The sequence below is a fragment of the Mucilaginibacter sp. GW821-FHT07G05 genome (assembly GCF_059418565.1).
The window spans coordinates 362,404-374,608 of record NZ_JBWKQC010000003.1 but is presented as its reverse complement, the minus strand read 5'-3'; the positions used below and the strand labels follow the sequence as shown (position 1 = coordinate 374,608).

14 protein-coding genes are annotated in these 12,205 nt (G+C 44.8%); 10 read left to right on the top strand and 4 right to left on the bottom strand.

Translation table 11 applies throughout. The features are described from left to right. The first annotated feature begins 3 nt into the window (after positions 1-3). Positions 4-501 (top strand): isoprenylcysteine carboxyl methyltransferase family protein, encoded by a 498-nt coding sequence (locus AC07NA_RS09860; protein WP_494897420.1) that lies wholly within the window; start codon positions 4-6, stop codon positions 499-501. Between the two features lie 147 nt (positions 502-648). Here AC07NA_RS09860 and AC07NA_RS09855 read toward each other — a convergent pair whose 3' ends face one another. Further along, a complete protein-coding gene (locus tag AC07NA_RS09855; protein WP_494897419.1) occupies positions 649-1,950 on the bottom strand; it encodes a flavin monoamine oxidase family protein in 1,302 nt (433 codons plus the stop codon). A gap of 150 nt (positions 1,951-2,100) precedes the next feature. Here AC07NA_RS09855 and AC07NA_RS09850 point away from each other — a divergent pair, with 150 nt between their 5' ends. Beyond that, positions 2,101-2,832 carry a DNA-formamidopyrimidine glycosylase family protein gene (locus AC07NA_RS09850; protein ID WP_494897418.1) on the top strand — a complete coding sequence of 244 codons (732 nt, stop codon included), beginning with the start codon at positions 2,101-2,103 and terminating at the stop codon, positions 2,830-2,832. Here the strand turns inward: AC07NA_RS09850 and AC07NA_RS09845 are convergent, their stop codons facing one another. After that, a complete protein-coding gene (locus AC07NA_RS09845) occupies positions 2,833-3,483 on the bottom strand; it encodes an ankyrin repeat domain-containing protein (RefSeq protein ID WP_494897417.1) in 651 nt (216 codons plus the stop codon). An 89-nt stretch (positions 3,484-3,572) separates the two neighbouring features. Here AC07NA_RS09845 and AC07NA_RS09840 point away from each other — a divergent pair, with 89 nt between their 5' ends. From AC07NA_RS09840 to AC07NA_RS09825, 4 genes are all read left to right on the top strand, one after another. Continuing rightward, entirely contained in the window at positions 3,573-6,164 is a 2,592-nt protein-coding gene (locus AC07NA_RS09840; protein WP_494897416.1) for an FtsK/SpoIIIE family DNA translocase, read from the top strand. Between the two features lie 284 nt (positions 6,165-6,448). Beyond that, positions 6,449-7,129, top strand: a complete 681-nt coding sequence (gene lolA1, locus AC07NA_RS09835) for an outer membrane lipoprotein periplasmic chaperone LolA1 (protein ID WP_494897415.1) — start codon at positions 6,449-6,451, stop codon at positions 7,127-7,129. Between the two features lie 179 nt (positions 7,130-7,308). Further along, positions 7,309-7,884, top strand: coding sequence for a hypothetical protein (locus AC07NA_RS09830; RefSeq protein ID WP_494897414.1), 576 nt, complete (start codon positions 7,309-7,311; stop codon positions 7,882-7,884). 69 nt (positions 7,885-7,953) lie between these two features. Further along, positions 7,954-8,457, top strand: coding sequence for a hypothetical protein (locus AC07NA_RS09825; protein ID WP_494897413.1), 504 nt, complete (start codon positions 7,954-7,956; stop codon positions 8,455-8,457). Positions 8,458-8,460: 3 nt separating this feature from the next. Here AC07NA_RS09825 and AC07NA_RS09820 read toward each other — a convergent pair whose 3' ends face one another. Next, positions 8,461-9,018, bottom strand: coding sequence for a P-loop NTPase family protein (locus AC07NA_RS09820; RefSeq protein WP_494897412.1), 558 nt, complete (start codon positions 9,016-9,018; stop codon positions 8,461-8,463). A 132-nt stretch (positions 9,019-9,150) separates the two neighbouring features. On the opposite strand from AC07NA_RS09820, the gene AC07NA_RS09815 reads away from it, so the two are divergent. The 4 genes from AC07NA_RS09815 to AC07NA_RS09800 all read left to right on the top strand — a co-directional run bounded on the left by AC07NA_RS09815 (position 9,151) and on the right by AC07NA_RS09800 (position 11,233). Further along, the gene (locus AC07NA_RS09815) at positions 9,151-9,423 is read left to right on the top strand and encodes a hypothetical protein (RefSeq protein ID WP_345214178.1); all 273 of its coding nucleotides are present in this window, start codon (positions 9,151-9,153) and stop codon (positions 9,421-9,423) included. Beyond that, positions 9,420-10,184, top strand: coding sequence for an MBL fold metallo-hydrolase (locus AC07NA_RS09810; RefSeq protein WP_494897411.1), 765 nt, complete (start codon positions 9,420-9,422; stop codon positions 10,182-10,184). The genes AC07NA_RS09815 and AC07NA_RS09810 overlap by 4 nt, the downstream gene beginning before the upstream one ends. Positions 10,185-10,271: 87 nt before the next feature. Further along, positions 10,272-10,694 (top strand): BLUF domain-containing protein, encoded by a 423-nt coding sequence (locus tag AC07NA_RS09805; protein WP_494897410.1) that lies wholly within the window; start codon positions 10,272-10,274, stop codon positions 10,692-10,694. Positions 10,695-10,798: 104 nt separating this feature from the next. Further along, positions 10,799-11,233 carry a BLUF domain-containing protein gene (locus AC07NA_RS09800; RefSeq protein WP_494897409.1) on the top strand — a complete coding sequence of 145 codons (435 nt, stop codon included), beginning with the start codon at positions 10,799-10,801 and terminating at the stop codon, positions 11,231-11,233. A 21-nt stretch (positions 11,234-11,254) separates the two neighbouring features. Here AC07NA_RS09800 and AC07NA_RS09795 read toward each other — a convergent pair whose 3' ends face one another. Beyond that, positions 11,255-12,178 (bottom strand): DUF72 domain-containing protein, encoded by a 924-nt coding sequence (locus AC07NA_RS09795; protein ID WP_494897408.1) that lies wholly within the window; start codon positions 12,176-12,178, stop codon positions 11,255-11,257. Positions 12,179-12,205: the final 27 nt, after the last annotated feature.

Here is a 12,205-nt window from a genome sequence, read left to right as displayed (position 1 = left end):
CTAATGTATTTCGCCATATTCATCAGTCTGTTTATTGTACAACGCTTGTCCGAATTATGGATAGCCAAACGCAACCAACACTTTTTGCTGCAACAAGGCGCTATTGAATACGGCCGGGAGCATTACCCTTTTATGGTGACTATGCATACCCTATTCATCGTATCGCTCATTGCCGAATACCTGTGGCGTGGCGGCACACCAATCAACTCGCTTTTCCTGGTTATTTTTATTGGGCTGTTGTTGTTTAAATTCTGGGTGATCTCATCGCTCGGCAAATACTGGAACACGCGGATCTTCCGCATCCCCAATTTCCAGCCCGTTACCAAAGGACCTTTCAAATACTTCAAACACCCCAACTATATGGAGGTGATCTGCGAAATTGCCATCATTCCGCTGGTATTTCACCTGTATTATACTGCTGTGATATTCACTTTGCTCAACGCGGCTATGCTTACTGTTAGGATAAGGGTAGAGAACAGGGTTTGGCGGGGTGAGGTGTAGACTTTCTAATTGCACGGGTTTATAATTTAACCGCGGAGATAGCAGAGGTTTTCGCTGAGGATTTGAATTCATGTAGAAAAAATCGTGCGAGAATAGCCAGAGCCAGCTTTATATTTTTTTCAAATCTACTATCTCATAACCAACGACTTACAACACACAATCTACCACTCCACTCCCACTGCTCAAGGCGGCTTCTACAGTACCTATGGCGGCACCATCATACAAATATTCTCCGGCGAAGAATAGTTTGTTTTCTACGGGTGAGTTCATGATCTTCCTTGCTTCGGAGCTGTATATCGTATCGTAGGAGTATGATCCCCGGGTTAGCGGGTCGGCTGTCCAGTTGGCTACATACCAGGCAATCAGTTTATCTTTCAGCGTATCGGCATCTATCTTAAATATATTGGCTAATGAGGTTAAGGCAAGTTTCAGTATATCTTCTGCGGATGCATCCTTTTTGTCAAATGCCGCAGGCCCTCCAAGCCAACCGGTAAGCAAGGTTGACTGCTGCGGAATCTGTGTCCACCAGGTGGGAATAGCCTCCTTCGAAAACAGGTAGCCCATATTCTTCAGGCTTGTACCAGCCATTGCTGTTACCGCTTCGCTCTCCCAAAAAGCCTCGTCAAATTCTAATAACACCTTTATTATGGCGCCAAATCCTAACTGCTGTATGGCTTTGCTGTATTCGGGGATTGGGGGATCAAAAACTATCGCGCCCTGTTCGCCCCCGGCAGCTTTTAAAACACCCAGCGGAACGGCTACGATTACCTTATCAGCCTCATAAGCAACCTCATCTGTAGTGAATACTTTAATGCCGTTGGGTAACAGCTGGATCTTGTTCACTACGGCGTTCAGTACTACAGCGTTACCGGCTGCTTTACAGGTATCGGCCAGATATTTTATCATGGTGCAGTAGCCCCCGGCAATACGGTGCTGCGCCTCCATATCTTCATTTTTCCATTCGTTACGTAGGGCGAATGTGCTGGCATCCCGCGGATCGGCCGTATCATAGCCCGATACAAAATCCCATATATTACTCCGTAGCCGGACATATTTATCTCCCGGGAATGCCTGCTCCATAAACTCATTGATAGGTATATCGTGCTGTAACTCTTCAAGGCGAGCCAGCAATTCATCCCACTCATCAATAAACTGCATATTTTCTTCAAACTGCCCGTTATGATAACGCCACATGGCGGCATTGGCCGAATGATAAGGAATGCCAGCTTCCTGCAACAGGCTGAGCGTAACCGGCAAATTGCCATGTACAAACTCGGCGCCTTGCTCAGCATGCTGAAAAAACAATTGATTATTGAGGGTATGGATACGGCCGCCGGTATGGTTACGCGCTTCGAGCACCGTTACCGTTTTACCGGCCTTAACCAGCTTATAAGCAGCCATTAAACCGGCAGCACCCGCGCCGATAATGAGTACATCAGTTTTTTTCATAGTGGTATGTGAAGGAAAGGTAATTTAAAATATCGACTTTCAAATTTTCAATATCAAATTTAACCTTCGCCTTACAAAGGTTTAGAACGGCAATCTTAATTCGTAACCTTAACTGGCTTAATCTTTGCGTATTTAGCCTAAACCAATATTATGCCCGAAGGTCCGTCGATAATTATTGCCAAAGAAAAGCTGGAACATTTTGTGCACCACAGGGTAATGGCCGCCGATGGTTATACCAAGAGCATGGACCCGCAACTGCTGGAAGGTAAAACCCTAACCGATATTAAAACCTGGGGTAAGCACCTGTTATTGTGTTTTCATCAACTTACGGTAAGGGTACATTTTATGCTCTTTGGCTCTTATAAAATTGATGAGCGTGGTAAAAATAACGCCGTGCTTCAACTGGAATTTACCAATGGCATACTTTATTTTTATATAGCTAAAATTGAACTGATAGAAAAACCGCTGGACGAAGTGTACGATTGGCAGGCCGATATCATGACCGATAAATGGAGCACAGCAAAGGCCATTAAAAAGATCCGCTCAAAACCCGACAGGCTGATTTGTGATATACTGATGGATCAGCGGATTTTTTCGGGTGTCGGTAACATCATCAAAAACGAAGTACTTTTCAGGTGCAAGATCCACCCGGAAAGCAAGGCTTCGGGCATTAGTGATAAAAAGCTGAAAGAACTGATCAACGAAACTATTAAATACAGCTTTGAGTTTTTAGAGCAGAAGAAAGCCAATACCCTAAGCAAGCACTGGCAGGCTTATGAACAGGAAGAATGTCCGCGCAACCATATCCCCTTTCATAAAAAGGAATTAGGCAAAACCAAGCGATGGTGCTATTACTGTAATAAATGCCAAAAGGTGTATTGATCAAAGTTCCAGTATTGCGGCTATATCATTAAAGCCTTTTTCATTGGCGAGGTCGGCGGGGAGTTTGCCGCCCTCCATGCGGGTATTTACTTCGGCACCGTGTTCAAGCAGCATTATCAACAGTTCGATATTGCCATTTTGCGCGGCCGAATGCAATGGGGTTACCCCTGCCTGCTGTTTAATATTCACCGCGGCACCGTTCTCAATCAGCATCACCGCGATATTGGTAAAGTTACCTGCCGCGGCCGAGTGCAGCGGGAAAACGCGGTAACCATTATCAGATGGCAAGTTAACATCGGCACCTTTGGCAACCAAATATTTGGCTACTTCATACTGCCCGAAATAGCTGGCCAACCCCAACGGGGTAAAGCCATCATCGGAGTAACTATCTATCGCATCGGGGTAATCAGTAAGCAGTTGGATTACCACATCATGCTTACCAACGGCAGCGGCTTCAAACAGGTTGATCTCCTCTAAATAATTAAGCAGCAAGCCGGTAACAGCCGGTTTTTTGTAGTAACACGACAGCATTAACGGCGAAATATTAAGGCTGGTTGAAGCCTTCGCCAGCGCGGGATTTGCGGCAAGCAGGTTGGTTAAACCGTGCAGGTCGGCATCAGCAATAAACTGTTCCAGTTGGTCGGTACTCATAAACTCAATATTACTAAAAATTAAAAAAATGCACCAAATTAGTTGTTAACTATTAACTTTATATTTGCACATTATTAGTGATTTTACAGATGCCGCCAAAAGGGAACCAGTTCAGGTCAAATACTTTAAAGGATGAAAATCAACCGCGCCAATCTGCTGCCAAAGGAGAAAAAGCACGTTTACTGAAGGATAAGGGAATAAAAATGCCGGTGTTTGATTTAAAGGATGGCCGCATTGCCAAGGTGCTGGGGCTGTTTTTTTTAATTATATCCATCTTCTTTTTAACCGCTTTCACCTCGTACCTGTTCACCTGGCAGGAAGATCAAAGTTATGTATCAAAGGCTAACGGCGGTTGGGGCAACCTGCTTAAAACCACGCAGGAACTCGCCCTCAAAAACATCGACCCTATTGTTGATAACTGGCTGGGTAAATTTGGCGCGCTGCTGGCAAACCAGTTTATTTACCAGTGGTTTGGCATAGCATCGTTCATATTTGTGTTTGTATTTTTTGTGATAGGCTATCGCCTGTTGTTTAAAGTACGCCTGCTTTCGTTAAGTAAAACCATTGCTTACGCCTTGTTCGGTATTGTATTTTTATCCGTAACGATGGGCTTTTTTCATGCCTTTATCAGCGATACGCCGCACTTTTTAGAGGGCGAGTTCGGCTTTTGGAGCAACCGCCTTTTAGATGCGCAAATAGGCCATACCGGTGTTGCCGGTGTATTAGTTTTCGCGGGCTTAACGGTGCTCATCATCGCTTATAATATCGACTTTAAAATACCCGAACGTAAAAAGGTTACCCTTGCCGATACCGTGCCGAATGTGGTGCCTGAACCGGTTGACCTGCTTGACGAAGAGCCATCTTTACCTGTAGAGTGGCCCCGCGGCGGCGCTAATACCGTACGCGACAGGCTGGCTAACAACCCTGCAAACCTCGAAGAAGAAATGGTACGCCCCGAGCCGCTTAAACAGCAGCCGCTGGTACAAAATCCTGTTTTTCATGAGCCATTGGTGCTAACGCCCGATGTATCTGCCGTGCACGAACCTGAAACTGAAGACGAGATACCTTTAACCGTTGAAACCACTCGCCCAACGGCTATACTCAATATAGAGAAGACCGACAATGAAAAAGCGAATGATTTAGTAGCCCAGTTTGGCACCTACGATCCTACGCTTGATCTGGCATCATACAAATATCCGCCGCTTGAATTACTGGAAAATTACGGTTCAAACAAGATCAGTGTAAATACCGAGGAACTGGAGGCCAACAAGAATAAGATTGTTGAAACGCTTAATCATTACAACATTGAGATTGATAAGATAAAAGCGACCATTGGCCCAACAGTTACCCTTTACGAAATTATACCTGCACCGGGTGTGCGGATCTCTAAGATCAAAAACCTGGAGGACGATATAGCGCTGAGCCTTGCCGCCCTGGGCATACGTATCATCGCCCCGATGCCGGGTAAGGGTACAATTGGTATAGAGGTGCCTAATCAGCATCCCGAAATGGTATCGATGCGCAGTGTACTGGCTACCGAAAAGTTCCAGAACACGCCGATGGACCTGCCCATCGCGCTGGGTAAAACCATATCGAACGAAGTATTTATTGCCGATTTGGCCAAAATGCCCCACTTACTGGTTGCAGGTGCTACCGGCCAGGGTAAATCGGTTGGTATCAACGCCATCCTGGTATCGCTGTTGTACAAACGCCACCCTGCCGAACTAAAATTTGTACTGGTTGACCCTAAAAAGGTGGAGCTAACGCTGTTCCGTAAAATTGAGCGTCACTTTTTGGCCAAGCTTCCGGGCGAGGCCGATGCCATTATTACCGATACCAAAAAGGTGATCAACACCCTCAATTCGCTTTGTATTGAGATGGACCAGCGGTACGACTTGCTGAAAGACGCGCAGGTACGTAACCTGAAAGAGTACAATGCCAAATTCATCAACCGTAAAATACCTAACCCGGAGAAACACCGCTTTTTACCATTCATCGTACTGATTGTGGATGAGTTTGCCGACCTGATGATGACCGCCGGTAAAGAGGTAGAAATGCCTATTGCCCGTTTGGCGCAGCTGGCGCGCGCGGTGGGTATTCACCTGGTTATCGCTACGCAAAGGCCGTCGGTTAATATTATTACAGGTACTATTAAGGCCAACTTCCCGGCAAGGCTTGCTTTCAGGGTATTGTCTAAGATAGATTCGCGTACGATATTGGATGCCGGTGGTGCCGATCAGTTGATCGGTCGTGGTGATATGCTGCTGTCAACTGGCAGCGATCTTATCCGTCTGCAATGCGCCTTTGTGGATACTCCGGAGGTAGAAAAAATATCCGACTTTATAGGTGAACAACGCGGCTACCCGTCAGCATTTATGCTGCCCGAATATGAGGGCGATGGCGCGGAAGGCAGCAGTCCAAAAGATTTTGACCCGGATGACCGCGACCCGATGTTTGAAGATGCCGCGCGCCTTATTGTGCTACACCAGCAAGGTTCAACCTCGCTGATACAACGTAAGCTTAAACTGGGCTATAACCGTGCAGGCCGTATCATCGATCAGCTGGAAGCCGCAGGCATTGTTGGCCCATTTGAAGGTAGCAAAGCCCGCGATGTACTTTATCCTGATGAATATAGTCTGGAGCGCCATTTGGAATCGTTGTCGCAAAAGGGGGAATTGTAAGGACAAGGTTGTGCGGTTAAATAAACCGCATACTACTCACCCGGTCTACGCTTCGCTGGACCTCCCTCTCTCCGGCTTTGCCGCAAAGAGGGTAGGAAAAAAATAAAAAACAAAGCCCCTCTTTACGCTTGCGTAGAGAGGGGCGACGAGCGAAGCAATGTCGGGGTGAGTCGATACAACATTACAGTTACCTACTCCATTAAACCAATCCCCACAATACCACTCTAAAATAAAACCCTGCAACAAATACGTTGTTTAGAGGTTTATTACACAAAATGAAAAACATGAAAAAAGTACTCATATATATTTTGCTGCTATCGGGTGCTGCTACGCAGGCGTATGCACAAAAGGATGCCGATGCCAAAACGATATTAAGCGACCTGAGCAAAAAGTACCGCTCGTACACATCGGTTAAAACCGATTTCTCGCTGAACATCAACAATCAGCAGGCGGGCATTAACGAAACCCAAACGGGCAGCATCATTAGCAAAACAAAAGATAATAAGTTTCATTTGAGTTTGTACCGCCCGCAGGGGCCGGCAAAATCGGTGATAGACCAAGAAATTATCAGCGATGGTAAAACCCAGTGGACCTACAATATCCCCGACAAAGAGGTACAGGTAGCTGATGCCGGGCAAGGCAAGGATGGTTTTAACCCCGCGCAAATTTTCACCCTTTATGAGAACGGATATAAGTATGTATTCACAGGTACGCAAAAGCTGAACGGCAAGGTATACCAGGTGGTTGATCTTAGTCCGGAGGATGCTAAATCACCTTTCTTTAAAATAAGGATGATGGTTGATAAGGTTAAAAAACAGCTGTATAGCATTTTGGTGTTCGACCGTAATGGCAGCAAATACAACTATACTTTTAAAACGATAACCCCCAACGTATCAGTTGCCGATGGCTACTTCAGCTTCGACCCAAAATCGCACCCGGGTGTTGAAGTAGTTGATTTGAGGTAATCGATCATTAACAGTATCAATAAAAAAGGACTGGTCGCTCTAAGTGATCAGTCCTTTTTTGTTAATATTAATTAAACCTTTCATGTATAAACCAATCCTACCTAAAACAACACGTTGTTGTTTGTGTGTAATTGCATAAATTACGGCACCAAAAAAATCACCTAAAAAACATCTTTATCATGAAGAAATTATTTTCTCTCGCCCTCCTTTTATTAAGTACTGTCAGCTTTTCATTCGCGCAGCAAAACAACGCGGCGGCAAACCTTAATTTTAAAGATCTTTCGCAATTACAGTACCTGCCTAAGACAACCCGCGACAGCCTGAAAATTGTACTCAAAAAAGCCAACAAGGTTTTTTCGGCCCCGGTAAATGGCAAAAATGCTATTACACCGGTACCTGCATCGGGTGCAAAATTCTTCAAGGCCATGTCTGAACTGATGATTCAGATTTTGGATAACCCTGATCCGGCATTGATAGCTAAGAACCAGGCCAAGTGCGACCGCCTGCAAGCCGACATGGAGTTTGACCTTCAAATGGTCGCCGAAAAAATGACTTACGAGCAGGATCGTAAAAGTATTATTGACGAATACAAAAACGGCGATTATGATGATGCCGAAGAAAGACGCGATGCCCGCAAAGAAATGAACGAAGACCTGAAAGACCTCAAAGAAGATTACGACGATACAATAAAAGAATTTCGTGAAGAACGCAAAGAACGCCTTCAGGAACTCGCAGAGCAGGAAAAAGACGCTTAACTAAAACATTTACAAATAGTTGCTTTTAACAGGCAACTATTTGTATTTTTATAGTATAAACCAATAACCATGAAAAACCTCTTCGCCCTTATTTTTATTGCATTTGCTTTTGTTTCGAGCACACAGGCACAAAGCCATAGCGATAACGCTGCTAAACCAGCTTATTATCTTGATTCGGTAAAGTTTGGTAACTCGCTTGAAACATTTGTGTTTGACATGGATAAGATCGCGGAGATTTCAGTAATGAAAAACGAAGGACCTGCGGGCGCAGTGTACATCAAATCAAAAAATCCTGCCGACTTTAATTTTTTATCGTTGCCGCAGGTGGCTCTTTACTATACCGGCAAGAAAGGCCCCTACCTGTTTATGCTCAACGGTAAAATACTAACAGATATCAGTCAGATAAAAATAGACGCGAGTTTTATAGCCACCTGCCAAAAAACAAACACTAAAGATATAGCCTACCTTAAAGGCACGCCCGCAATGAGCATCCTCAATATTCAAACAAGGGATAAAGTTAAAAAGGAAACATTTATACGCGGGCAAGGGAACGAATCATCGGCCGGGCGCTAATACTTATGCCGAGGCCGCTCTTAACCTGTCAATCCTGGCATGTACCTGTTTCAAACGATCGGCAACGCTGGTATCGCCTACAATTTCAAGCACCGGGCATTTCAGGCTTTGCAACCATTCGTGCTGCCTGTGTAATGTGCGCGAGGTTGTTGTAGTTTTAGGATCATCATAACTGGCAGCAAATGCCAAAAAGTCGACATACTGCTTATGCCGCGCTCCGTTGTAAATGGCATCACCATAGCGTTCAAACTCGCGTTTTTTTACACGGGCCATCCGTATAGCGGGCGGCACAAACAAAAATACCACCAAATCAACTTCAGGGTATGGCTGTAAACCCCAGCCCATTACCGGGCCGCCTAATATCCATTGCTCTTGTCCGGCCAATGCGTCGCTGAGCATGGCGTTGCGCAAATTAATTTCGCGCCTCACAGTGAACGGATTGGTGGTAGGCTCCCAAAAGTATTTGTCGCTATCAAAATAAGGATATTCAATTTCTTTAGCGAGCGCTTCGCCCAGCGTAGTAACCCCCGAACCGGACGCGCCCATGATATTGATACGCATAATAGTATAAGTATTTATTGAAACTATCGGCAGGCAAAACTAAATATATTGCCACAGGCTACAACGTCTATTTTTACTTTTTAATTGTATTTGAGCCTTATAATAAGCCCCCGTTTTAGTATTTTTGGATTAATGCTACCCTTAACCAACCATTCGCTGGAGAAATTGGAACTGCTGCTTAAAAGCGGCGGCTACAAGGTACGTTATGAAAAAGGCAACTTTAAAACCGGCGCCTGTTTGCTGCAACACAGCAAAATGATAGTGGTAAACAGGTTTTCGAACCTCGAAAGCCGCATACAGGCATTGGTAGAGCTAACTCATCAACTGGAAATTGATCACAAACTGCTGGACGAAAAACAAATTGCGTTTTTGCAGCAATTACAACAAACTAACCTGCAACTGTGACCATTACTTTTTTAGGAACCGGAACTTCACAGGGCGTACCTGTAATAGCCTGCGATTGCGAGGTATGCACCTCTGCCGATCCGCATGATAAACGCCTGCGTTCGTCTATTTTGGTTGAGGCGGCCGGTAAAGTGGTGGTGATTGATTCGGGGCCCGATTTCAGGTACCAGATGCTGCGCGCCTGCGTAAAACATTTGGATGCCATTGTTTTTACCCACGAACATAAAGACCACGTAGCCGGGCTGGATGATGTACGCGCCTTTAACTACAAGCAACAAGCCGCCATTGATGTATATGCTGTTGAGCGTGTGCATGAGGCATTGAAAAGGGAGTTTTCCTACATTTTTAGTGATTCGCCTTACCCGGGTATACCGCAGGTGAACATGCACACTATTAATAAGGATACCCCTTTTGATATTGGCGGTATTCATTTTATACCCATCGAGGTGTTGCATTATAAACTACCCGTACTCGGTTTCAGGATAGGCGATTTCACCTATATCACCGATGCCAAAACCATATCGGCGCAGGAGCGTGAAAAAATAAAGGGCACTAAGGTACTGGTGATTAACGCGCTGCAAAAGCAAACCCACATTTCGCACTTTACGCTTGATGAGGCCATTTCCTTCGCGCAGGAAATTGGCGCCGAAAAAACATATCTTACACACATAAGCCACCGGTTGGGCAAGCATCATGATATATCGCAGGAGCTGCCACCCAACATTGAACTTGCTTACGATAGCCTTACTATTGAGGTTTAAGTGAAAATATTTTTCAAAAAATGTGCCTTTGTAAAATCTAAATGCACTTTTTTTCGTTTATATGGTTATTACCACGTTAATTAAACTATGTATTACCTGATCTATATGAGCACGGCCACACGCCTGCTTAATGATGATGACCTAAAAGAAGTTTTGGCCACAAGCCGAACTTACAACCTCACCTACAATATTACGGGCATACTCCTTTACTCCGATGGTATTTTTATTCAGCTGCTTGAAGGCGACGAACAGGCGGTTACTGAGCTCTTTGTAAAGAAAATAAAAAACGACACAAGGCACAAGAACATTATAGAAGTGGTGACCGGTGATACCGATGCGCGCAGCTTTCCGGATTGGTCGATGGGTTTTATGGCGCCAAAAGCCGAAGAACTTAAAACCCTGCAAGGTTATATCAACCCGCAGCAAATAAATTTAGAGCGCGATGAAGCGCCGCCGCTGCCGCTAACTATACTAAAAACCTTTGTTGAAAATAACAGCTTTACGGCTTAATTAATTTTTAATATATAATTAAGGATATTACTCCAAACGGGAATATTTTTCTACCTTTATTTGAAAGTTTGCCGTTTTTTATGTCCTGAAATATTCCCTAAGAAATGAACTACTTGATTTATGTAAGTACGGCTACCAAATTGTTAAGTGAGTATGAATTAACAGACCTGCTTACCGAAAGCAGGGACCTTAACGCCCGCGACAACATTACAGGTATGCTTCTTTACGCTGAAGGTACTTTTATACAGGTACTGGAAGGCGAGCAACATGTGGTATCCGCAACTTTTAACCGCATTGAGCAAGACTCCCGACACAAGAACATCATATTACTTACCGTAGGCACTATATCAAACCGCAACTTCCCCAGCTGGACAATGGGTTTCATGTCAGCCAATGCCGATATACTATCTGCGTTTAGCGGTTACATTAACCCGGCGCAAATAGGTTTCTTAAATGGCCCCGATGGCAGCAAGGTGATCAAGCTATTGAAGAGCTTCGCGCAAGATAATAAAATGAATACCGGCGATCTAAGTGTTTAAGATCCTGTAGTACGCTATTAGTTAATCAAAGAGGCCCTTTGCTTTATTTAAAAACTGCGGCCGCATCAAATTAAGGCCGAGTACTTTGTTCAGTTCTTCCGATACATAATCGCTTAACTCGGGCGAGTGGCGTTCATCGTGCTGGTGCATAAAAAACCATAGGCTTTGCAGGCCTATATCTGCCCATTGCTTTATCCGCGCCACCCATTCATCTATCCGTTGCTTGTCTGAATCGCCTCCTTCGGGGCCGTTACCTACAAACCTGATAAAGGCGTGCGGTGTAGGCAACATCATGTGCACGCAATCGCGGCGGCCGGTGGCATCGGTAAGTACCGCGCCAATGTTCAGCTCCTTAAACAAACCGAATACTTTATCGCGATTTTCGGCAACGCCAAACCAGTCTTTATGCCTTAGCTCTACAAATACGGGCACATCGGTAGGTAAATGTTCCAGGTAGGCTTTTAGTTCAGGATAACTCTTGGGTGTAAAATTATCGCTCAATTGCAAAAACAGCGGACCAAGCTTATCGCCAAAGGCGGCTATACCTTCGTAAAAAGTAGTGGTAATATCTTCGGCATTTTTGAGGCGACGAATATGGCTGATGCTTTGCGAAAATTTAGGGCAAAATTTAAAACCGGGATTGGTTTCGGCTTTCTCTTTCCATTTGCTGATGGTTGCCGGGCCATATACCTGGTAAAAGGTAGCGTTGAGTTCAATACAATCGAAATGCTTAACGTATTCATCCAAAAAATTGGCATCCTTTGTTTTAGGCGGATAGATCATCCCTACCCACTCCTTACGTCCCCATTTGGCACAACCCACATGCACAGCAAGCGCTTGCTTACCCTTTGCTGCCGCAAGCGTATCAATTGTAAATTGCGGATCATCTTCTAACTTGAAATCAATTGTTACAATCTCTTGTGGAGCCACCTTTCCAAATTCCATATCGGTATATAATTACAGGCAAAAGTT